Raw genomic sequence first — 21,702 nt, 5'->3', positions numbered from 1 at the left:
TTTGGTAAAATAGCGGGAACTGCATTTTGGCAAAGGCGCTCCACCTTTTTAAACGCAAAAAGACGCTCCGACCGGAAGGAAGGAGTGTCTTTTTGCCGCCCGATTCAGGGCTTACCCAACTGCAATGGGCTGAGAGCGGAACTCTTTCAGATTCAGGAAAAACCCCCTGTTTTCGGTCATGCCCTCTCGAAAGAGATTCCACAAAAGCGAGCACCCCATCTGCGCCAAGGCAGAATTAATATACAGATCCTGTTTTTCGAGCGCCTCGGCAAGCGAACAGCTCGGCATGTTGTCCTGCTGTTCGGACTGATTTAAAAGTTCCCCAAATTCCTCGGTCACAAAAGGCAGGCACGCCACGGTTTCAAACTTTTCTGATTTGGGCTGTACAATCTCCCCAACAGTGGACAGTACAACCTGTCCAGTGCAGGTGCTGTTGCCAAAGTCCATCCAGTATTTAGGGTCATCCCTGTGATGCGCGCGGTTGCTGTATTTTAAAATTTCGGCAATTTCAAAACGGGAATGCACGCTGTCCGTGCAGGTGATATAAATGGTGGCTTTCGCATTTGCTGGCAGTTTTCCAAAAATGTCCTTTTCAAATTTGACCGTTTCGGCTTTCCAGTTCGTACCCGTAAAACGATTTGCACGGTTTATAAGCGCCACGGATTTATGCAATCCTGTCTCACTGGGCGCAAAACGCTGTCTGCCGAGGTTGGCACTTGTGATAATATCATCATCCCATAGGCGGACTGAGAGCCCTGCATGACCCAGAGCCATGAGGCTGTGGTTCATTTCCATAAGGGCAGTAAGCACCTTTGACCCTGTACCGCCCGCCCCTATCAGGTTTACGGTAATGGGATTGGTCGGGCTAATCAGGTATGGGTCTGTAAAATGCATTTTGGCTTTCTCTGTTTTCATGGAATTAGGTTTTTAAGTGTTTTGTTGCTGCTTTTCAGAATTGCTGTCGGAAAAGCTCTGCCCGATGCGACAAGGTCTTTCCAAAAGCTCACGCAATTGCCTTTTACAGGGCTGTTCTCCCCCATAAGGTGGCTGAAATAGCTTTGGAAGAAATAATCCTCCCACGCCTTTGTAAACTCTTCAATTGAGGCAGACTGCTTTATCTCGATATTTACCGAGCCCATGCACACTCTGCCGTCTTCATAAATGTTGAAAAAAGGCGCATGATACAATGTTGCTTTTTCCGTGGGTCTGCGCCTGCCCATAAGGGCAAACACCCTAAGGCTGTTTTTGTCCGCCTTCCAGACCATGGCAGGCACAAACCCCTGACCGCAAGGAATACCTAAGCCCTCGGTAAAATAAAGCAGTCTTTTTTGGGGTTTGGTATGCCATATCACAGCACTTTTTTCATTGTTTGGATTGATATGCAGAATGTTTGTCGGCAGAATCCCGCCCGATTTTAAAAAGGCGGTCTGCTTCTGCTTTTCAGTTGTAAGCGCCTTTGCAAGCGCTTCTGCTTCCCGCTCTGTAAGCGGATGGGCATTGATGGGCGAACCGTTTTTATCCATATCAAAATGCTCGACATATACCTCTTTATCTAAAGTGTTGCTTTCATAGAAGACAAGGGCGGATTTCGGGTGGTAGAGCTTACAAAAGTCTTGGGTTATATCATTTAAATTATTCATTTTCGTTGTTTTTATAGTTATACAGCAAAGCGCACATATCGTCCAAAAGGGCAAACAGTCGGCTTTCAAAATCAAGGCTGTCCCCTGTCAGCTCATTTCCGTCAAAACATTTTATGATTGTCGGCTCATCCATTGCCCCGTACTCGTTGAATTCATTGTTGATGCTCTCCTCAATGCTTTCATACAGCCAACCCTTCGTATCGGAGATAAAGGAAATATACTTTTCCATACCTATGCTCTCATCTTCCGTTTCTACTTCTTCATCTCCGCCATTAATGGGCGCATTTCGGAAAATGTACTCATTTGGGTACTCGGCAAATAAGGCAAAACCTTTTTGGGCTATATCCAAACACTCCTTATCAAAAGCATCACGGCATTTGAAGGCATTCAGCCGTTTTTCAAAAAAAGTCAGGTTCATTACACTGAAAATCTTCTGCTGTATGCTGTCTCCTATAAATTCCGTCTTGTCAAACTCACCGATGTACCTTTCGTTTTCCTCCCTGTCCTCATCCTGCTCCGTCCATTCCCTGTGCATTTCATAGAGCCAGTACAGGTAGCTTCCCTCATCTCTGTAGTGCGGAATCCCCGCACTTCGGTACAGGTAGGAACAGACGGAAAGAAGCAGGTGTGCGCTTTTTCTGCCTTTGGGGTCTTTGAGCATCTGATAAATCGGCTGTATCGGGATATAATACAGGGTTGTGCCTGTATGGTATTTTTCCTCACATGTCAGATATGTTTTCTCTGAGTCCTGCAAGACCCGCAGTTCGGAAAAATTCCCTACGTTTTTTTTGAGCTTTTCATGCAAATCCCATAAAGCGACTGCCGTATTGTATGGAAACCCCAAATAGCGGGTCGGCATCGGAATAATGCCGTAATGCTCTGCAAGCCTGTTAAGGGATATATAAAAATCGTCCTGTATTTTTGCAGATTCCTCGCCAGCCTGTACCGCACTGGTTTGTTGCAGTACAGGAAGGAAAGAAACCTTTAGAAAACCATTGGCAGCATCCCCGCAGGAACCGCCCTTGGTTTGTCTTTCTGCACCTCGCCTGCGTCTTTTGGTCTGCCCATCCAATGCATGAACCCTGCGAGCTGTGCGTGAAGCTGTTTTTGCCTTTTTCCCTCGGGAAGTTTCACTCTCCCCGATATTATTGTCTTTTGCATAAGTCATGGCTTTAGATTTTCGGTTAGCCTTTTGTTCCCATTACCGTTTCAAATCGGTACTCGACCGCATCGTCCCTGATGGCAGGGGCGGATATCTTGGCTGTGGTCAGTATCGGATAGGTCGGGGCATAGAAATTCAGCACCGCCTCGGTGCTCCATCTCGGTTCGGGGTCGGAAAGCCTTATTTCCTGCCCCTTGTCTTTGAGTATAAAAACCCTCTGCAATTGTGTCGATAGTATCATGACTGCTGTATTTTAGTTAATATTCCTGCTCTTCGGGGTCTTCTTCCCAATATTCCGCCTCTTCGGTTTCTCTTTCATCTTCCTCTGCCTGCTCATCTTCCCCAGTATAGCCATGCTCGGGGTAAAGCGCTTCTCTTGGCGGTTCGGGCGCTGTCTTCTCTGGCGCACTGCCGAAAAGGTCGGGCGCAAATTTTGCAGACAGTTCGGCTTTTCTTCTGCGCAACTGCTCCGCTTTTAAAGGATACTCGTGGATTTCTGGCACTTTCATCCATGCCTCGCGGAATTTCCCTTCCTTTTCAAGCTCGTCCGCCTTTGCCATGGCTTCATTGAACTTTTTATCCTTGACTTCGGCTTCCTTCTTTTGGCTTTCGGCTTTCTGCTTCTCCATGGCAGACTGCGTTTTGGTCTGCTCGAGCTGTTTCATATACCCTTCCATATCCACCATAAGACCCGAAGCGCTCTGCATGGGCGTGGTGATATTCTCAAAAAAGCCTTGGTCGAGCTCCTCTGCCGTTCCCCGCAGGCTTAGAGGCGGTATGCTGTGCTTGGCGCTGTCCCCGCAAGCCTCGTTCTGTAGCATGACTAGCACTACAAGCCTGTCCTCTGTCGCTTTGGCTACGGTAATGTGCAGATCTCCTATGATGTCCATCTGCGCTATCTGATTGAAAAAATTAGTGTTCATTGTTTTAAGTTTTAATTGTTTCTTCTGCTGTTTGTAGGTTTTTCAGCTTTTTAATCCCAATGGGCATAGCTTTTTAAAGGCTGTCCCATTTTGGCAACAGCCTTTTGTTTTCTGCCCCTAATTTAAGTTGAGGATTTCCGCTCCGTCTGTCTTGAAAGCCATGCATAAATCAAACGCCTTCTGCGCTTTTTCCTGCGCAGTGCCACCCATGACAATCGACTGCAGTTTTGCCTCGCCGTCTTTGTATTTGCGGACATTCTGATAGTAGCCCGTCACGGCATTGTAAGCCCCGAAAAGCGTGCCTTTGGTAGTCTCCATCTGCTGTGCTTCGCTTGCCATGGCGTAGGCGAAAGCATCCTCTACTGTATTTTTGAAGATGGCGGAAGCCTCTTCCTCCGCACCTTTTTTGATTAGTTCCAAGGTTTCTTTATTTGGGCATAAAGCCAACTGTATAAGCTTTTTGACTTCCCTGTCCGCAATCTTTACTTTAGACCAGTTATTGAAGATGCCTTCAAGTTGTGAACTGAGCCTGTCGGCAAGCCCCATCACTTTATGGGCATCGTCAAGGCGCTGTTTAGCCCCCGAGGTATGGCGGATGCGCACCACGTTGCTCATCGAGCGGAGCGATGCGTTAAGGGTGTTCTGACATACTATGCGGATGGGTGTGAATGCCGCTGTGATGCTTCCGCTTCCGTCGTGGGAGGTGGTCAGGAAAATGTATTTTTCGGTCACGTCATCCCCTTTTCCCACACGGATATAATCAGGGAGCTTTGCTGTAATAAAGATGCGTTCTCCCTGCCCGAGAGCTCCTGCCGTCTCGTAGAGTATCCCGTCGCCCCCGCCCACAATGGCATCAAAGAAGCTGAATGCCTCGCGGTTCTGCACGATATGGTAGTCCTTTCCTACCACGCCCAAAACGGCATTGCTGTCGGTGCGTATGGTGGCAAAGCAGTCAGGGACTGCCAGTTCGGAGCTTCCCACCTCAATGCCCTCACGGGTAACTAAGATTTCCGAACCCTTGGTGTAAAGCGGGCTTTTAGCCACCTGATAGTCAAGCCCTGCGTATTTGATGGCTTCTGCGCTTGTCGGGTACTGCTCTACTGTCTGACCGAGCCCGTGCCACGCCTTTTCCTTCACGCTGAAAAACGAATACTTTCCCGTTTTGCTGTTGTAGTTGATATTGTGTGCCATGATGCATCTATTTTAAAATTTATAACTATGTTCTGCTTTTCTGCCGTTTCTTAAAACGGCAGGTCTTCTTCGGGCTCTTTCAAATTGGGTTTGCTGTTGTCTCCCTGTGCCGAATCCTTCCCGCCCTGCGCTTCCTGCGGGGTTTCCGCTTTTCTGCCTCCTGCGTGCAGTTTGATATTCGACGCATTGAAATTCAGCCCCGCACGCGGTTCTCCGTCGTTTCCTTTCCACGCCCTTGCGCTGACCATTCCTGTCAGCTCCACCACTGTGCCTTTTGTAAGCCAGTCGGCAACCCTTGGGCTTATCCAGTAGGCGCAGTCGAAAAACGTGGTCTGCTCCACCCTGTCGCCCTTTTTGTTTTTGTAGCTCTCGTTGATGGCTACTGAAAAATTTACTACCTGTCTGCTGTCCGACAATGTGCGCACCTGCGCATCTCTTGTCACTCTTCCTGTAATGTTCATAATTTTGATTTTTAAATGTTTACCCCATTTTACTTACTCTATTGCTTTATAATTTATTCTGCCTTATATCTTTTACATTTCCCGCACCTGCAACCCACAACCAAAAAAAAATCAAACTCGAAAACTTCTATCCAAAAACTGCAAATCCCAAAACCTAAATCCCAAAATCCCGAAAAGGAAATCCTAAAAAAGAAATCCCGCAGACACCACCCCCACACCCAAAACCATATCCTAAATCCTTTTCATTTCCCCCTCACACCGCCCTGCTTTGTCCCGTTCTGCATTTTGCTTTCTTTTACTGTCTCCGCATTTCCTTTTCGGCTTTTGCTCCCTGCATCCCCGCCTTTCGCTTTTTATTTTTATTGTCACTTTTCACTTTTTATTTTTTTCAGAAACTTTATTCGGCAATGAGAGCTGGCGCTGTTTTGTTTCACCACTTCTTTTATCAATATTTCAATCCTTATTTCTGACATTTTTTTTATTCGTCTAAAGAGCCGCAGTATGCTATGTTTTGTTTCATGAGCATAAAAAGGTTAGTGTCCGCCAAAAGCACGGCTCTGCTTGAAAATACTATCCAAAGGGTTGGAGATTTTCAAGCCAGACCCAAGGGGCTTGGCCTTGCTTTTGGCAAAGGGCACGGAGTTACCTTTGCTCATGGAATAAGACAGAAGCATACGCGGTTTTGATAAAAGCAACAAGGAAGCAATCGGGATAAAAGGGAAAAAATGCAGTCAGGAAGAAAAGCTGTGTGCTTCGTGTGTGAATTCTAAAAAGAATTATCAAATTAAGTTACTGCAAAAAATAAATCGCTTAGTTTTTCTCACCAGAAATAACGTATAAATACCTACCCCTTTATATAGCAAAATTGATATTTTTGAGAAAATTATGTGAAACTGTATGGTTTTCCGTAAAAAAAGTACAAATCATTCCCGCACCTTTGTTCTAGAAATTTTTGAATTATCTGCCGACTGGCTATAAGAATAATTGTGAAAAGATTAATAACACATAAACCATGAGCGAATTATTCAGAAAATATTATTTAGGAGATTTTGTAGTTGAATACAGAAAATCTCTTTTCGAACGCATTGATAAGTTGGAAATTACTGATAATACTAATATTCCCGAACTTGCTGAAAGACTAAAATCTGAATTCACTATTTATCCAATTATTATAGGTGAGCCAAAACCCTCGCAGCCAAAAGAAACAACCAAAGAAATGTACAATCCCTGGGGACAATTGATCAACCAGGCTGTTCTTGAGATTATTGTGACAATTCCATTCGAGGGAGACCATAAGTTATTTTACTGCATGCCTTCGCGATCCACGATTGTATATCTTGAGGATAACGTTGTAATAGGCAATACTAATATCAAGGCAACAATCACGCTGACTCAGTTTGACGAGAAGGCTTATTTTTCAGAAGTAAACGAAATTATCAGCACTGTAAGCACAAACTTACCCGCAATTCACGATGAAATCAAACCTTGGAATGACAGACTTGAAAATTTAATTCAGCAAGCCTTAGAAAGCAGAAAAGGAATTGTATCAAAGAAGTTTGATTTTATGGAAAAAATTGGATTGAAAGTTAATCCAAAATCTACAGAGTATTTAGTGCCGCCAACTATTACAAAAAAAGCAATTCCGACCCCGGCAACTGAAACAAGTAAAACAGTAGCAAAAGAACAAGTTCCTATACTACAAGAAGAAGTTTATAAGGATATTAGAGAAGTTTTGTATAATGTTGGAAAGGCAATTGAAAGAAAACCTTCATTATACAAGGATAAATATGAAGAAGACTTGCGAGATATTTTCCTGTTGTTTCTTGAAACAAGATATGAATCTACAACAGGAGTTGGAGAAGCGTTCAATAAAAAAGGTAAGACAGACATTCTCCTAAAGTATGCAAAAGACGGTACTAATCTCTTTGTTGCTGAATGCAAGTTCTGGAAAGGACAAAAAAAATTAGCTGAAGGCATCGACCAATTATTAGGCTACTTAACACATCGAGACACTAAAACAGCGTTAATATTTTTTGTTGACCAAAAAGAAATGACTAGCATTGTAAGTACAATAAAAACAGAAATTAGTAAGCACGCAAATTACAGCAGACATATCAAAGACACATACGAACATTCCATTAATTACGAATTCAATTTACCTGGCGATGGCGACAAGAAAATTCAAGTTGAAGTAATGCTTTTTCACTTTCCTAAAATATAACGAACCTACACTATCGATATTTTGCAATTTTAAAATTAAAAACTAAAAAAAACAGAAAATAATAATGTCGAGTAATATCCATTTTTTAGATGATAATGCAATAAGTAAACCTGAACAGGATTTATTTAATTTTAAATTTTATGCAGATAAAGTTCAAAGGCTTATCCAGCTAAATTCAAGTAATCCAGATCCAATTACAATAGGAATTTATGGTAAATGGGGAGAAGGGAAAACTTCGTTTTTGAATCTGATTGAAAACAAAATAGATCATTTTGAAAAAAAAGAAGGTGACAAGGAGTATCTGATTTTCCATTTTAATCCTTGGAGATATTCAAATGAAGATGAAATGATATTTGATTTTTTTGACAGTCTTGCTAAAAGATTTTATGTAGAGAAAACGACAAATACACAGAAAGTCGGTAAAGAATTGAGAAAATATGGCAGATATCTTAAAGCGATTAAAATATCAGCTTCCTTTGGAATACCTGCAAAATTTGGAACAAAAATTACATTTGATCCAGGACTTATACTTGAAAAATTAGGTGAAGATTTAGAAGGACAGGAAATTACATTAGAAATATTAAAAGACAAAATTAACGCTCGATTGGTAGAGGTTAATTTTAAAGTAGTTGTATTTATTGATGATTTAGATCGATTAGATAAAGAAGAGATTTATACTATTCTAAAATTAATTAAATTAAATGCAAATTTTAAAAATTTCATTTTTATTGTGAACATTGATGGTGATCACGTAGCAAAAGCTATAAAGGACCGCTATGGAAATGACATTGAAGATGGATATCAATTCTTGGAGAAAATTATTAATATCCCTATTCATCTTCCAAGAATTGAAAAAGAAGATTTACAATATTTTTTTGATGTCAAACTTAAATCTATCATTGATAAGTTAACTTTTTTACATGACGCAAAAGATGATACGTTAAACGATATTAGTCTTGCATTTTCTGAAGCAAACTTTGATTCTCCACGAGAAATTATAAAAGTGCTTAACAGCTTTTTCATAAGTGCTTTCGCACTTGAAAAAGAAGCAAATATCATAGATGTATTTTGGATTGAATGGTTAAAAATAAAAAATATAAAATTATATAATTGCATTAAAAACTATAAATATGACAGTAGTTTTATGCCTATATTCTCTAATCAATATCCAACAATAAACTTTAATGATGAACTTGGCATTACCAATTATCCAAATGGTACTAGAAAGAAACTAATTAATGATTTTAAGGATTATGAATGGTTTTTAGATAAAATGTTTCCTTCAAATATTAGGCCTCAAGATATCCCAAGTGACAATTTAATACCTCATATAAATCTACAGGACCATTTTGAGAAATATTTTTCATACCATACCCTAAGAAAAATTTCAAATATAAAAATTGAGAAAATTAAAAATTTCATAAAAGAAGATAAAACCGATGAAATCACCGATATAATTTTAGATTTTATAAATAATGGTATTGAAGAGCACAAAATAATTTATAAAATTGAATCTCTAATTACTTCGGTAGGATTTGAAGAAGGTCGAAATTCATTTTATCTTTATCTATTTGAAAAATATATAGCATCTAGTGGTGTATTTAAAGATAATTATAAGATTCGTTTAATTGAATCAATTTCAAATGTTTTAGATAAAGATGACGACAATAATAACGAGTTAATTTCAATGGAGTTAGCCAATAAACTTAATGTAAATCAATTGTGTCATTTTACAAGAAAATTTGATAATACCAAATCTTATAAAAAAGAGTTAGAAGATCTTATTGCAGAAAAAGCTCAAAGTACTTTTAATCTTGAGAACCTTGTTTATAATGATCCCCTAAATCCAACTAATCGAATGATTATGCAACATTGGAAATTAGCTGATAAAGATGGTTACAACAGCTATATGGAATCGACACTCGCAGATGAAAAAAACATCCGCCTTCTAATTAGAAATTTTCCTACTTATTGGAATTCATCTTTTTTTGGTCCGTTAGAAGCAAGTAACTACGACTACCTAAAAAAACTTGCGAATGTAGAATTGATCTTTAAAAAAATTACCGAATTCAATCCTGAATTAGTAAATCGAATAATTCCGCAGAATTATAATTTTCCCGACATTAGCTCTAATACAGAAGAGCAAAATTTAGAGCAATTTATTTATTGGTATAAAAAAGATAAGGAATCTGGAAGTAAAACAGCGACCTTGTAGTGTCATTAAGTAATTCTTAAACTTTGTTAGCTGAAAGCAGCCTATCTAATTGACAGAGAATTAACCAGATATAAGTACTTATGAGCGAATTTGACATTACCGGCAAAATCCTATTGCCCTATTTGAAAGATTTAGGAATCGATTCTTCAGAAATATCTTTTGAAGATTCCTTTACCATACGTCTGGGAAGAAACAAGCATGCAACAGGCAGGTCTGATATGCTAGTAAAAGGACATGGAAGGAATCTTTTTGTCATTGAAGTAAAAGCTGACTCGAAGCAGCTTACAGATGCAGATAGGGATCAGGGAATTTCCTATGCAAGACTGCTTGATGAAATAGCCCCTTTTACCATAGTTTCAAACGGGATTTCGACTAAAATATTTGACTCCATAACAAAAGAAGAATTATCGGGAACCATTTCAGAAAAATCTGCCTTTTATAGAAATGGATATACCTTGTCTACAGATGAAGAATTAAAGCTTAGATATGAGGCTCTTAAGAACTTCATTGCAATGTCTCCTGAAAACCTGAAGATCTTCTGCGAATCAAATGTTAATGACCGTATGGGCATGATCATTGGCAATTCTGACAGTCGCTATGCGAAATTTATACAAAAATTATATGTTCAGCGAAAAGCGCTGACAGACTCATTCGAAGCCTTTACGGCTTCCGGTGATTCTGTCTTTGGTCTGGTGGGCGATGCGGGGGTAGGCAAAACTAATACGATGTGCTCCCTGGCCCTACAGAAACTGGAAGACTCCTTCGTATTCTTCTACAATTGCGCTGTCATCACATCTCCCTGCGAATGCATTGCTCAGGATCTCAACATTACTTTTTCTACCAAGACCGAAAAAGATGTTGCGCTGAAAAAACTTGACGAATTGGGCCGTTATGCCGATAAGACCGTTCTCATATTCATCGATGCTGTTGATGAGAGCACCAATCCTAACATAGCACAGGAATTAAGCGAAATGGCTCTAATTGCAAAAAATGCTGATAAAATAAAGATTATTGTCAGCTGTAAATCGAATATCTGGAACTCAGTTCTGAAAATCAAAAATAAGCCTACGCAGTTATATGACGAGATAGACCGCTTCCACAATTATAACAGCAGCTTGGAAAACCCGGGGTATCACTTAACTGAATTCTCCGATGAGGAATTAACCTCAATTCTTCCCCTCTATCAGAAAGAATTCGGTTTCAAAGGTGAAATTTCGGATGAACTCCTTCCTGAACTAAAGAACGGGTTCTTTTTAAAAATATTCTGCGAAGTCTACACTGGAAAACAGATTCCGCAGAAAGTCAGCGACAGGGAACTTATAGCAAAATACTTGAAACAAACCCTTGAAGAAACTGAGATAGGCACTGAGGCTGGAACAAGAACACTTTCCGCCATAGCAAACCTATTGATGAATTATATATACTCTCATACGGAAATTCATAAAAATGACGGTATCGATGTGAACCATATCGTTGAAAGATTAAACTATTCTCTGGACCAGAAAATACCCGAAGATCTTTTCACCAGAAACATCCTAATCAGATCCAACAAAGAGGAATTCTACAATGTCTCGTTCTATTATTCGAAAATCCGTGATTATATTATCTGTTTCCTGATTCATAAATTGGATAAAAAAAGCAATACAGAGTTTTATGATCTCCTCACCTATTTTTATCAAAATCATATTGGTAAAAGCGCCTTGGACTTCTACCTCGAAAATGCATCTCAATCCCATAAAAGTACACTGATTACATTTAAAAAAGACAAGTGTCTTTCATACCTTTCTGCCTACAATTCTTATCTGGATGAAAACTTTTCCACTTTCAAAGAAAAATTCGAGCCACATACAGCAGGCCAAATCGGTATTATCCTGTCCGAAGATCTCATTAACGGCGATGGCTACGCTTTATTTCCATTAGCTGAAAAGCAAAATCCCAACGTGATATATCTTGATCTCCGGAATCCGTTCGATGCTCCATATAATAGCAACCCATTTTTACAAACAGGTGCAAAATCCTACAGAACAAGCAATATCTCCCTATTGGCAGAAGACCATGATAAGATCGTAAAGCAGTCTATTTTTAGCCAGCTCAGAGAAATAATTGGTAAGGAGATCATCGACACGTTTACTCCTGATGTCCTTCTATTGGAGCAACTAGCAGCAATAGTATATCACTACAATGAAAAACTAAACTACAGCTGCAAAATTGACGATTATTACATGCCGCGATATCAGCAAATTTACCCGATTGACCTTTTGGATTTAAAAGGTAGAATAAATCTATTTAAAATCAGGGAGCATTATAAATACGAAAAGGTTACAATTGAGGAACTAGCACAGATTACTGAGAAAATTATAAGGGAAAATCTTCCGATTCCTGAATTTACAACAAAGGGGCAGGTTCCGCCATTCGAGGGATTGTCAAAAATAGTGGATATGCTATTGGCAAAAGGATATTTGCAGATTGACGAGCACTATCTGCCACTAGCCGATATTTCTATAAAGGAAACAAAAGAAATGTACCAAAATAACAGACTGCAGAATTCAAACCGCATGCGGACGGTCCAGTTCAGTGAAAGTCAGGCCAAAGAATATACAACAAGCTTTTTCAGGCATTTGGAATACTGTTACAAAGAATTTGTCGAATACAACTTCCCAACTTTAAAAGATTCTTTTGAATTCTATAATACCATGCCGCACGAGTACATTATTTACCTGAAAAACGGTGACATCCTGCAGTGGGGTGGTGTTGGTTACCGCCATTCCCAGACGGGTACTTTTGCTATTTATTTCGATGATTTAGAGGCGGAAAAAAATGCATTTATAGAAGAAGGCATTATAAGCATAAGGCATTTTTCAATGGAAGTGATACTGAAGGTCAACGACTCGTATCGATATAACGTCCAAGTGTTCGAAGGAATAAGCGCTTCAAAACTAGAGGAAAATTGCATTATAAGAAGCTGGTTATACAAAATGCTTGAAAGTGACATCGACGATTTACTAAAAATGCATGAGAATTAAATTTTTGGTATAAAAATTCAGAACCAATAACATAAGGAACAAATTATTTACCATCTGCATTTCAAGACATTGCCAATTAAATCGGCTAAAGCAAAATAAACAAAGCTACTTCTGGAGTTAGTTCTTATTTGAATATAAACAACGTCTTATATGCCACTAAAAAACAGGTTTCAACTTCCCTAGCCCCGATAGCAGCGTAAATCCTTTTGCGCCGGGGTTCGGCGCAAAAGATTGGAGCGGATAGCGGGAACAGCTCCAAAAAAAATAAAATAAATAAAAATAAAAATCAAAACTAAAACACGCAATACAATTGACGTTACTGCCCGCTCCAGCCTGTCCAGCTTATCATGAAGGCTGCGCCATTAAAAATAAAACCCCTAATTTTGCCTTTCACATTAGAGCCAACGCCCAATACGGCATCCGCGGCGCACGAGATATGAAGAAGTTTGAAATAAAAAAAGATAACACAGGGAGCTGGCTGGTTTCCCATAACGAACAGCCCAGGTTCACCTGCCTCTTTGAGGACAAAAAATTCCATTACTCAAGAATCCTGACAGGGCTTGCAGACCCCACAGGCAACCCTCAAGAAATCCAGCTGCTCCAGAGGATGGAAAAATGGCTCTCGCGCTGCCATAAGGAAAAAATAAACGGCTGAAAAAATTTTGAATCTGTAAATAATATCACAAAAAACAATGTCAGATATATTGCAAAACCATATCGCCAAGTTCGCACAGCTCACTGATGATGAATTCGGCCAGATCATAAAATTCTTCGACACCAGACAAGTTGGCAAGAAAGAAAACCTATTGGAAGAGGGAGAAATCTGCCGGCATCATTATTTTGTGCTTCAGGGCCTGCTTCGAAAATTCTACATAAATGAGAAAGGCACCGAGCAGACCACTGAATTTGCCATAGAAACCTGGTGGCTCACCGACAACTATGCCTATGAAAACCAGCTTCCTACCGAATTCTATATCCAGGCAGTCGAAAAATCGACAATCCTTTACATCACATCAGAGAAGCAGCAGAAGCTCCTGGAGGAGTTTCCGGTGATGGAGCGCTATTTCCGTTTTGTCTACCAGCGCGCCTATGCCGCGGCCCAGAAGCGCATACAGTTCCTTTTCTCGTTCTCCAAAGAAGAATTTTATTACCAGGCAGCGCGCAACCACCCTGAATTCATACAGCGCGTCCCGCAGTACCTGATCGCCTCCTATCTGGGATTCACCCCCGAGTATCTGAGCGAGATCCGCCGCAGGCTTCTTTCTTAAACCAGTTTAAGTTTTTTCATTTCCTTATTGCCCAATTTTGCAGGGAACAATTTTAAAACGATAATTGCCATGCAAAAACGACTTAACTTTAAACAGGCTGCGCCAAATGCGCTAAAAGCGATGATAGGACTGGAAACCTATCTTGCATCCTCGCCGCTATCCAAGACGGTAAAAGAACTGATAAAAATCCGCGCCTCGCAGCTCAACGGCTGTGCATACTGCATCAACATCCATACCCAGGACGCGCTTAAAAACGGCGAGGCCAGCCAGCGCATTTTTCTTGTTGGTGCCTGGAGGGAAGCCGGGGAAATTTTTACCCAGGAGGAAAAAGCAGTGCTGGGGATAACCGAAGAAATAACAATGATCCATCAGAATGGGCTCTCGGATAAGGCCTATGCAGATGCCCTTGGGTTTTTCAGCGAATCCGAGATTGCAGATATCATAGCTGCCGTAATTGCGATAAACCTTTGGAACAGGGTCGTGCTGAGCACCCGCCTGCCTATTGGAGAGAGCCTTGCATAAACACTGCAAAAAGAGCCGGCTGAAACAAGCTGCACACACAAAATTTAGAATTATGATAATGAGCCCGATCTGTTTCGGGCTTACCTTTTACGGAGAAACCCTATTTAATATTGCGAGACAGCAGACCAATCACTATTTCCAAAGGACATTCCATAGCGACTCTCTCCCCTCTCTTCCGCAAAATCATCTAACCCATCTCCCCAGCCCCGATTGCTTCGCCGGTTCACTTTGCTCGTGTGCAGCGGAAATCCTTCTGCGCCGAGGCTGGGCGCAGAAGATTGAAGTGAATAGCGGGAAAAGCTCCCCAAAAAATTAAAACTAAAAACTAAATCTCAAAACTCAAGCTTCAATTCCATGACACTCAATCGCATCAAAAAAAAGCTCCCCAAAAAAACCAAGCCTCAAAACCAAGCCTCAAAACCAAACCTAAAAAGGAATATCATATAAACACTTCAATGAATGAATAAATAAATAAATAAATAAACAGCCAGCCTTTTCCCTGCGTGTCAGGACCCTTGAAAAAAGAGCCGGAAAACACCTCCAAAATCTGATGCCTCTCCATGGTGAGCTTGACAGAAAAGGGATTTTAGCTTAAATTTGCCCCATGACCCCAGAAGAGATAAAAAAATACTTTGAAGCCTTTCCTCCGCCTCAAAGGGTGGACTGGAAGCCCTGGGCGAAGATCACCGATTCGCAGGTCTTCCTTAAAAGCTGCTATTCCACCATCAGGAACTTCAACGGACCTCTGGAGAGATGCCCCGCGTGGTGGCACCTGAAGGATTTCTACCTGCTGGTAAAGAAAAACGGGCAGGCCAAGAGCGAAGATCTGCCCCCGGGAGAGCAGACTGCAGATTAAAGCCAAAACAGCCGCACGCCGGTAAGGCAAACCAGAGAGCCCGGCAGAAAACAGCCGGACTGCCTCTTTTGCCGCAAAATCCAGAAAAGGGCCTCTATAAACTCTTTTTCTGTTTTTCCCATACCCATAGAATTTTCTTGAGCCCATACAATGAGCAGAAAAAAAACGCTTCGAAAAAAAGTCTTAAGCAGCCATTTTTAAATTATAGACTACACAATGGGAAACATGGCATTACCGCTGAGGGTTTTCTCTGCCGGAACTTATTCCTGCAGCACATCCCTGTGTTCCATTGGGCACTGCCGTATTGTGCTGAATATGATCATCGCTGAAATACCCGCCGACTGCATCCATATTTCTGTTACTGAATACCGCTGTTACAGCCTCTAGTACTAATTCTTTATTGGTAATGCCTTTATAAGTAAAATTGTTGGATTGATTTAAAATATGGCTTGCAGTAATAATGCACAACTCTCCAATAAGAGGTTATTTGATCCGCACCACCACTTTGCCTTTGGCCCTGCCGCTCTCTACGTATTCCAGAGCCTCTTGTGTCTGTTCAAATGGATAAACCTTATCTACAATTGGTTTGATAATTCCCAATTCAATCAATCTGGTGATTTCTTCAAGCTGCGCGCCATTGGCCTTCATAAAAAGAAATGAATAATCAACATTGTGCTGCTTCGCTTTTTTGCGGACTTTACTGCTTATCATCCAGAATACAAACTTCATCACCCATGACAAGCCCAGTTCTTTAGCTGACTGCGGTGTTGGAGGACCGGAAATAGAGACCAGCTGTCCGCCTGATTTAAGAATGGTAATCGATTTTTGAAGTGTTTTTTCATCCTGGCTGTTCAGGACATAATCATAATCTTTTAGGATGTTTTCAAAATGCTGTGTTTTATAATCAATAACAACATCCGCCCCTAAATATTTAACCAATTCAGAATTTTTGCTGCTGGCGGTGGTAGCTACTTTCAATCCCAAGTGTTTTGCCAACTGGATAGCGAACGTACCTACACCGCCAGAACCTGCCTGAATGAAAACTTTCTGACCTTTTTTCAAATGGGCTTTTTCAAAGAATGCCTGCCAGACTGTTAATCCAACCAGAGGAATAGAGGCCGCTTGTTCCATAGAAATGTTTTTGGGTTTTAAAGCGGCATCTGCCTGGTCAAACGCTATTAACTCTGCGAAAGTTCCAATCCTGAAATCTGCCGGACGGGCATAAACCTGGTCCCCGGCTTTAAATTTCGTGACTTTTCTGCCTGTTTCAACAACCACGCCAGCCAGATCATGACCTAAAACAAGGGGCATTTTGTAGGGCAGTAATAATTTGAATTCTCCGTTCTTTATTTTAGAATCGAGCAGATTAAGAGCGGCGGCATGTATTTCAACCAGTATATCGGTATCTTTAATTGTTGGTTTAACCGCATCGGAAAGCTGAAGCTTTTCCTTCTTGCCGTATTTATTAATTACAAATGCTTTCATAGTCTATGTTTAAATGTTTTTTGACCTGTTATTGTTTAGTTTATGATAGTACAGATAAGAAATTACCAAAAATACGAATGGTATGAGCGGAAAAAGGCTCTTGCTGAAACCATCAATCACAAAATGGGCATAAGTGCCGGAGAGGAACGTGATTCCGAAACCAAAGTAGGCCCACTCTTTAATTCTTGAAGCAACACCAGGAATCAGAATCGCAAAAGATCCCAATATCTTGAACACTCCAAGTTCAATCCTGAAATGATCCGGAAAACCAAGATGTTGAAATGCTTCCAGCATCGTTGGATTGGTAAAATAAAAGTAACCGGAAGCGGCTCCTGTAAGCATTGCCAGTAAGGTTGTTATCCAGTAAATTATGCTGTTTTTTTTTCATAAAGTTACACATTAGGTTAATGCTTCTATTTCAGATGATTGTAATGCTGTTCTTTGTTGACCATTTTATAGGCAGTATCAGGCATCAAACGGTTCAGGAAGTAAAGTGCTTTTGTATCTCCGACCCGAATGGTATACGTATCGCTATGCAGACCTTTAATCAATCCGTTGACTAATTTTTCAGGACTGATTTTCTTATCCGGGCGGTCTGCCACCATATCTGTATCCACCAAGGGCGGTAATAATTCAAAAACCTTTACCGAACTTTGGATAGCCTGCAAATGGGATCGTAAAGATTTGGTGTAAAATGCCAAAGCCGCTTTTGAAGCCGAATAGGTTGCTTCTAATACCGAAGGCACAATGCTCAATATAGAGGTAGTGTTTATGATAGCTGCTTCCCTGCGTGATTGAAGCATATCCATAAAAAGATTGTTCAGGCGGATGACGCCAAAATAATTGACATCCATTTCATAAACCGCACCGCCTAAATGCTTGTCATTGGCAACACCAAGATTTATCGGAGCAACGCCGACACCGGCATTATTAAAAAGAATATCGATTCCTCCAAGTCCAGAAACCTTCTCAAAAAGCGCATTGGCATCTTCTGCTTTGGAAACATCGCTTTTAAGGGCGATAAGCTCTGGAAACTGTTTTTTGGCAGCATCCAGTTTATCCTGATTTCTGCCGGTAATAATCACCTTCGCGCCATCTTTCAAGAACTGTTTGGCGGCCTCGAATCCTATTCCTGATGCACCGCCGGTGATTAGTACTGTTTTGCCCTGAATATCCATAACAATAGTTTTTATAATAAAAGTTAATTAGTGGTCTGCCTGAGATGCAATTTTAGACATCGCATCGGCAATGGCAGCGGCATAAATCTTTGTTTCCCCCACCGGAATATCAAACTGGTTCTCTTTTAAACCAATAAATAATTCGTCGGCAACTTCGCTTGGCGGGATTCCGTTCTCACCTCCGATGTAAGATGAGAATTCGGTATTGGTAAGTGGAGGATATACTTCATAAATCTGAAGGTTTTTCTGCTCTTCATAAGTGTATCTCAGAGCTGCGGTATAGCTGTGCAATGCCGCTTTTGTAGCACCGTAAGTCGGCAGGAATTTATGGCTTCCGTAAACTGCAAGCGAAGAAATATTTACTATCGCAGATTCTTCTTTCTGCAGTAAATGAGCAATCATCAGTTCGTTAAAATGGATGATGGCAAAATAATTCACATTCATTTCAATCTGCGCTTTCTCAAGGGCATTGGCTTCTTCACTTAAAAGATAGCCAAAAGCAGCACCCGCATTGTTTACAATGACATTTACATCTGAATATTTATTTTTGAGTTCATCAGCAATCTTGATTCTGTCAGATTCACTTGCAAAATCCCCAATTATAGCAGCTGCACCGTCTAATTGGGAAAGTGCTTTCTGCAGACGCTCTTCATTTCGCCCGTTGATAATTATTTTATTGCCCTGGGCATGTAATTTTTTAGCGATTGCTAAACCTATTCCGGCACTTCCGCCACTGATAAATATTGTATTTCCTGTTGTTTTCATTTTACGTTATTTTAAAATTTATTTTGTTTTATATTAATCTCCTGCGCTTTTGTTAAAATATACTTTTTAGTATATTTCTGATTAAAAAAATTACAAACTGTAATTTTCAAGTTCCTCTTTTAAGTCATTTACCAATTCATACATTGGCTGGGCAGAATCTATAGTACGACAAATTATGATACCCCCTTCAATTGCAGCAACCATCTTAAATGCAAATCTTGCAGGATTCAGCTGGGATGAAAACTCACCGCTTTCAATGCCCTGCTGAAGGACTTCACTTAGTGCCTTCTGGCCTGCCAGGAACCTTGCCGCTACCTTTTGTTTGATAACAGGAAAGTTGTCATCTGCTTCCACTGCTGTGTTGAATAGAGGACAGCCACCGTCTATATAAGTATTGATGGGATTTTTATAAAAATCCATGAATGCATTGATTTTTCCTTTTGCGGTAGTTTCCTTAAAGACAGCTGCGGTAATTTTTTCAGTCAGATTGTTCAAGGAATACTCAATCACCTGTTCAGAAAGATCATCTTTACCTTGAAAATGCCCATAAATACATCCTTTTGTTAATTTGGTAGCTTCCAGTACATCATCAATGCTCACACCAGAAATACCCTTCTCGTTGTAGAGCGGTGCTGCTGCCTCTAGAATAAATTGTTTTGTTCTTTCTGCTTTAGTTGTCATAGTACTATTGTCTTAATTTAGTTGAGCAAGATATCAAGAAATAGGAAACATAGTGTTTCCTGTTACTGTTTTCTCCGCCTCTACTTCTTCCTGCAGTACATCCCAATGTTCCGCCAATTTTCCCTGCTTAACTTTAAAAATATCAACAGCGATATAATTTTTTCCATTCCAGTTGGAAAATCGCCCATGAATCATCACAGTGTCTTCATTTTCAGTTATTGTTCCAACTTCGTACTTAAAATCTTCAGGTAAAGCAGGAATAATTTGTTTCAATATTTCTGTTCCGTTAGGCAAAGCCGGATTATGCTGTATATAATTAGGGTCAAAATATTTATCTAATGCAGATAAATCTCTTTGACAAAACACTGCTGTGATCGCTGTCAATACCAATTCTTTATTTGTCATTGTCCTATTTTTTAATTTCCTTAAAAATTATCGGGTACAAATATACTAAAAAGTATATTTTAAAACCAAATAAAATATACTTTTTAGTATATTTTAATTCCAGCCATTTCACCAGCTTAAGTTTTATGGCAGAAACGCAGAAACCAGTTCTTCAAAGAACAAAAAATAAGTAAAATAAATTTCCCCAGTATTTAGGTTCTATATGTACCCATAGGGCTCCTCTAATCTGGTTATACATTGAGCCCCAAAATAGATCCGGATATAGTAATTTATCACTGTGAATATTTTCGATTCGATTTATGGCTATTTGCCCTCCTTTAGTAAATTTCATATCCATATAAAAAGAAGTTATAAAACGATAATGGATAACTTAGTGGACTTTTTTACATAAAATTTGAGATATGTAAATATCTTAATTAAAACAGCGGGTGCAGTTCTGACCGCCAACCCGCTGTAGGCTGCTCCTCTCCCAAATTCGCAGGCTTTTTTCTAAAGCCAATTTCTTGCTTTGCCTGCAGGCAGGTCATGTCTTACCCTTAACAAATTTGAAAACATTCGATTCACATCAGATTTAATAGCCTGAAAAATTATAGCTGTAAACGTAATGCTCTACATCTAATTTATGGCCTTTGAAAAAATGGCAGAGGATTGATACAGTATTTTGAAAGTCTGCTTTATCAGATTCTATCAGAATAAAGGTTTCTTTTGAAAATGTTTTTTTAAATTTTTGCTTTAACTACTTCTATCAATTTTCCGGCAATTTCTTCGTGTTCGACACTGTAATGGATAACATTCATTTTCGTCTTGGATTTAGCCGGCATTTAAAGCAGTACCCCATAAAAAACAGCTCGCCAAGCTGGGCTGGCACAGCTTGCTGTTTTCTTTTCATGGAGCATCTTGGCAGGATAGTTTTTTATTTCAGGAAGTCTTCATCCTTTTATTCCGGATTTGGATACTTGTAAAAGCCTTCTCCTGAGAATATGCCGAGCTTGTTTTTATCGATAAAATTCTCCTTGATAAAATCTCTTCTTTATTTCCACATCTCATCACCTGTTAATTCTGCAAATGAGTCCATAAACATTTCATTGGTCACAATAGCTATTCTCAGTTAGCAAACAGATTTATATCAGGCCATCTTCAAACAAACCCTAAAAGCTGTTTGATTTTTCTGGAATGCATATCCTCATGAAACAGCATTAAGCGTAACGATTCGTCGCTTACCGGAGGGTAATCTAGACCGCCCTGAGATATTAATTTGCTCACTGATCCGGCAGTATCCAACATTGATTGCCTGATCTGTGCGATGATACCATCGCTAACAGCCATATCAGGCTTTGTTCCTATCTTGAACTTCTCAATGTCAAATTCGTACCGGGGAATTTTAAATGGCGTATTTCTGTATAAAATACCATCTGTAATGACAAGTGAATGCGCCAAATTCCAAATAATATTGTTGTTGAATCCAGAGGGGATAAGGTTGTACTGCTCTGTTGTAAGCCGCTCTGTAATTTTCAGTAGAATTACCCTTTGCTCTTCCAGTAATTTCAGATATTCTCTGATAACTATTTATTTTTAATGAAAAGAGATAAAGTTTGGCCTGTCCCGTTGAAAGCTTCATATTGTTAGCTGAAGAAAAAACAGCCTGTATGATTGTTAGATCTTCTGACAGTACAAATGCCACAATGCCTTGGAGCTGATATTTGAAT

22 protein-coding genes are annotated in these 21,702 nt (G+C 40.0%); 7 read left to right on the top strand and 15 right to left on the bottom strand.

Translation table 11 applies throughout. The features are described from left to right. Nucleotides 1-111 precede the first annotated feature (111 nt). The 7 genes from ACODST_RS14280 to ACODST_RS14250 form a co-directional block, all read right to left on the bottom strand. Nucleotides 112-915, bottom strand: a complete 804-nt coding sequence (locus ACODST_RS14280) for a PRTRC system ThiF family protein (RefSeq protein ID WP_488932789.1) — start codon at nucleotides 913-915, stop codon at nucleotides 112-114. Continuing rightward, the gene (locus ACODST_RS14275; protein WP_488932788.1) at nucleotides 912-1,640 is read right to left on the bottom strand and encodes a PRTRC system protein B; all 729 of its coding nucleotides are present in this window, start codon (nucleotides 1,638-1,640) and stop codon (nucleotides 912-914) included. The genes ACODST_RS14280 and ACODST_RS14275 overlap by 4 nt, the downstream gene beginning before the upstream one ends. Continuing rightward, the gene (locus ACODST_RS14270; protein ID WP_488932787.1) at nucleotides 1,633-2,808 is read right to left on the bottom strand and encodes a hypothetical protein; all 1,176 of its coding nucleotides are present in this window, start codon (nucleotides 2,806-2,808) and stop codon (nucleotides 1,633-1,635) included. Before ACODST_RS14270 ends, ACODST_RS14275 begins: the two co-directional genes overlap by 8 nt. Before the next feature lie 16 nt (nucleotides 2,809-2,824). Next, nucleotides 2,825-3,043, bottom strand: coding sequence for a PRTRC system protein C (locus ACODST_RS14265; protein ID WP_488932786.1), 219 nt, complete (start codon nucleotides 3,041-3,043; stop codon nucleotides 2,825-2,827). A 16-nt stretch (nucleotides 3,044-3,059) separates the two neighbouring features. Continuing rightward, complete coding sequence (locus tag ACODST_RS14260; RefSeq protein WP_488932785.1) at nucleotides 3,060-3,725, bottom strand: PRTRC system protein E; 666 nt, start codon at nucleotides 3,723-3,725, stop codon at nucleotides 3,060-3,062. A 117-nt stretch (nucleotides 3,726-3,842) separates the two neighbouring features. Beyond that, complete coding sequence (locus ACODST_RS14255) at nucleotides 3,843-4,916, bottom strand: DUF932 domain-containing protein (RefSeq protein WP_488932784.1); 1,074 nt, start codon at nucleotides 4,914-4,916, stop codon at nucleotides 3,843-3,845. A 50-nt stretch (nucleotides 4,917-4,966) separates the two neighbouring features. Then, a complete protein-coding gene (locus ACODST_RS14250; RefSeq protein ID WP_488932783.1) occupies nucleotides 4,967-5,377 on the bottom strand; it encodes a single-stranded DNA-binding protein in 411 nt (136 codons plus the stop codon). A gap of 1,012 nt (nucleotides 5,378-6,389) precedes the next feature. On the opposite strand from ACODST_RS14250, the gene ACODST_RS14245 reads away from it, so the two are divergent. From ACODST_RS14245 to ACODST_RS14215, 7 genes are all read left to right on the top strand, one after another. Beyond that, nucleotides 6,390-7,598, top strand: coding sequence for a hypothetical protein (locus ACODST_RS14245; protein WP_488932782.1), 1,209 nt, complete (start codon nucleotides 6,390-6,392; stop codon nucleotides 7,596-7,598). A gap of 64 nt (nucleotides 7,599-7,662) precedes the next feature. After that, nucleotides 7,663-9,813 carry a KAP family P-loop NTPase fold protein gene (locus tag ACODST_RS14240; protein ID WP_488932781.1) on the top strand — a complete coding sequence of 717 codons (2,151 nt, stop codon included), beginning with the start codon at nucleotides 7,663-7,665 and terminating at the stop codon, nucleotides 9,811-9,813. 80 nt (nucleotides 9,814-9,893) lie between these two features. Further along, nucleotides 9,894-12,836, top strand: coding sequence for a type I restriction enzyme HsdR N-terminal domain-containing protein (locus ACODST_RS14235; RefSeq protein ID WP_488932780.1), 2,943 nt, complete (start codon nucleotides 9,894-9,896; stop codon nucleotides 12,834-12,836). A 310-nt stretch (nucleotides 12,837-13,146) separates the two neighbouring features. Beyond that, nucleotides 13,147-13,491 carry a hypothetical protein gene (locus tag ACODST_RS14230; protein ID WP_488932779.1) on the top strand — a complete coding sequence of 115 codons (345 nt, stop codon included), beginning with the start codon at nucleotides 13,147-13,149 and terminating at the stop codon, nucleotides 13,489-13,491. A gap of 37 nt (nucleotides 13,492-13,528) precedes the next feature. After that, on the top strand, nucleotides 13,529-14,104 hold the full coding sequence (locus tag ACODST_RS14225; protein ID WP_488932778.1) for a Crp/Fnr family transcriptional regulator: 576 nt from the start codon (nucleotides 13,529-13,531) through the stop codon (nucleotides 14,102-14,104). A 69-nt stretch (nucleotides 14,105-14,173) separates the two neighbouring features. Next, a complete protein-coding gene (locus tag ACODST_RS14220; protein ID WP_488932777.1) occupies nucleotides 14,174-14,626 on the top strand; it encodes a carboxymuconolactone decarboxylase family protein in 453 nt (150 codons plus the stop codon). A 604-nt stretch (nucleotides 14,627-15,230) separates the two neighbouring features. Further along, the gene (locus ACODST_RS14215; protein WP_488932776.1) at nucleotides 15,231-15,482 is read left to right on the top strand and encodes a DUF6965 family protein; all 252 of its coding nucleotides are present in this window, start codon (nucleotides 15,231-15,233) and stop codon (nucleotides 15,480-15,482) included. A 231-nt stretch (nucleotides 15,483-15,713) separates the two neighbouring features. Here ACODST_RS14215 and ACODST_RS14210 read toward each other — a convergent pair whose 3' ends face one another. From ACODST_RS14210 to ACODST_RS14175, 8 genes are all read right to left on the bottom strand, one after another. Continuing rightward, nucleotides 15,714-15,950 carry a hypothetical protein gene (locus tag ACODST_RS14210; protein WP_488932775.1) on the bottom strand — a complete coding sequence of 79 codons (237 nt, stop codon included), beginning with the start codon at nucleotides 15,948-15,950 and terminating at the stop codon, nucleotides 15,714-15,716. Nucleotides 15,951-15,965: 15 nt separating this feature from the next. Next, a complete protein-coding gene (locus tag ACODST_RS14205; RefSeq protein ID WP_488932774.1) occupies nucleotides 15,966-16,967 on the bottom strand; it encodes an NADP-dependent oxidoreductase in 1,002 nt (333 codons plus the stop codon). Nucleotides 16,968-16,976: 9 nt separating this feature from the next. Beyond that, entirely contained in the window at nucleotides 16,977-17,315 is a 339-nt protein-coding gene (locus tag ACODST_RS14200; protein WP_488932880.1) for a DoxX family protein, read from the bottom strand. A gap of 65 nt (nucleotides 17,316-17,380) precedes the next feature. Beyond that, entirely contained in the window at nucleotides 17,381-18,145 is a 765-nt protein-coding gene (locus ACODST_RS14195; RefSeq protein ID WP_488932773.1) for an SDR family oxidoreductase, read from the bottom strand. Between the two features lie 27 nt (nucleotides 18,146-18,172). After that, nucleotides 18,173-18,910, bottom strand: a complete 738-nt coding sequence (locus ACODST_RS14190) for an SDR family oxidoreductase (protein WP_488932772.1) — start codon at nucleotides 18,908-18,910, stop codon at nucleotides 18,173-18,175. Between the two features lie 90 nt (nucleotides 18,911-19,000). Beyond that, nucleotides 19,001-19,591, bottom strand: coding sequence for a TetR/AcrR family transcriptional regulator (locus ACODST_RS14185; protein WP_488932771.1), 591 nt, complete (start codon nucleotides 19,589-19,591; stop codon nucleotides 19,001-19,003). Between the two features lie 33 nt (nucleotides 19,592-19,624). Further along, complete coding sequence (locus ACODST_RS14180; RefSeq protein WP_488932770.1) at nucleotides 19,625-19,996, bottom strand: nuclear transport factor 2 family protein; 372 nt, start codon at nucleotides 19,994-19,996, stop codon at nucleotides 19,625-19,627. 1,137 nt (nucleotides 19,997-21,133) lie between these two features. After that, nucleotides 21,134-21,535, bottom strand: coding sequence for a DinB family protein (locus ACODST_RS14175; protein ID WP_488932879.1), 402 nt, complete (start codon nucleotides 21,533-21,535; stop codon nucleotides 21,134-21,136). Nucleotides 21,536-21,702: the final 167 nt, after the last annotated feature.

The organism is Flavobacterium sp. FG19, assembly GCF_057809475.1.
This window is presented reverse-complemented; position numbering and strand designations above follow the sequence as displayed.

What these genes read in the sequence shown, in the direction of transcription:
- ACODST_RS14190 (WP_488932772.1), bottom strand. Translation starts at nt 18,910, where the DNA reads ATGAAAACAACAGGAAATACAATATTTATCAGTGGCGGAAGTGCCGGA.
- ACODST_RS14235 (WP_488932780.1), top strand. Translation starts at nt 9,894, where the DNA reads ATGAGCGAATTTGACATTACCGGCAAAATCCTATTGCCCTATTTGAAA.
- ACODST_RS14240 (WP_488932781.1), top strand. Translation starts at nt 7,663, where the DNA reads ATGTCGAGTAATATCCATTTTTTAGATGATAATGCAATAAGTAAACCT.
- ACODST_RS14255 (WP_488932784.1), bottom strand. Translation starts at nt 4,916, where the DNA reads ATGGCACACAATATCAACTACAACAGCAAAACGGGAAAGTATTCGTTT.
- ACODST_RS14205 (WP_488932774.1), bottom strand. Translation starts at nt 16,967, where the DNA reads ATGAAAGCATTTGTAATTAATAAATACGGCAAGAAGGAAAAGCTTCAG.
- ACODST_RS14220 (WP_488932777.1), top strand. Translation starts at nt 14,174, where the DNA reads ATGCAAAAACGACTTAACTTTAAACAGGCTGCGCCAAATGCGCTAAAA.
- ACODST_RS14260 (WP_488932785.1), bottom strand. Translation starts at nt 3,725, where the DNA reads ATGAACACTAATTTTTTCAATCAGATAGCGCAGATGGACATCATAGGA.
- ACODST_RS14275 (WP_488932788.1), bottom strand. Translation starts at nt 1,640, where the DNA reads ATGAATAATTTAAATGATATAACCCAAGACTTTTGTAAGCTCTACCAC.
- ACODST_RS14265 (WP_488932786.1), bottom strand. Translation starts at nt 3,043, where the DNA reads ATGATACTATCGACACAATTGCAGAGGGTTTTTATACTCAAAGACAAG.
- ACODST_RS14280 (WP_488932789.1), bottom strand. Translation starts at nt 915, where the DNA reads ATGAAAACAGAGAAAGCCAAAATGCATTTTACAGACCCATACCTGATT.
- ACODST_RS14225 (WP_488932778.1), top strand. Translation starts at nt 13,529, where the DNA reads ATGTCAGATATATTGCAAAACCATATCGCCAAGTTCGCACAGCTCACT.
- ACODST_RS14245 (WP_488932782.1), top strand. Translation starts at nt 6,390, where the DNA reads ATGAGCGAATTATTCAGAAAATATTATTTAGGAGATTTTGTAGTTGAA.
- ACODST_RS14195 (WP_488932773.1), bottom strand. Translation starts at nt 18,145, where the DNA reads ATGGATATTCAGGGCAAAACAGTACTAATCACCGGCGGTGCATCAGGA.
- ACODST_RS14250 (WP_488932783.1), bottom strand. Translation starts at nt 5,377, where the DNA reads ATGAACATTACAGGAAGAGTGACAAGAGATGCGCAGGTGCGCACATTG.
- ACODST_RS14185 (WP_488932771.1), bottom strand. Translation starts at nt 19,591, where the DNA reads ATGACAACTAAAGCAGAAAGAACAAAACAATTTATTCTAGAGGCAGCA.
- ACODST_RS14215 (WP_488932776.1), top strand. Translation starts at nt 15,231, where the DNA reads ATGACCCCAGAAGAGATAAAAAAATACTTTGAAGCCTTTCCTCCGCCT.
- ACODST_RS14180 (WP_488932770.1), bottom strand. Translation starts at nt 19,996, where the DNA reads ATGACAAATAAAGAATTGGTATTGACAGCGATCACAGCAGTGTTTTGT.
- ACODST_RS14270 (WP_488932787.1), bottom strand. Translation starts at nt 2,808, where the DNA reads ATGACTTATGCAAAAGACAATAATATCGGGGAGAGTGAAACTTCCCGA.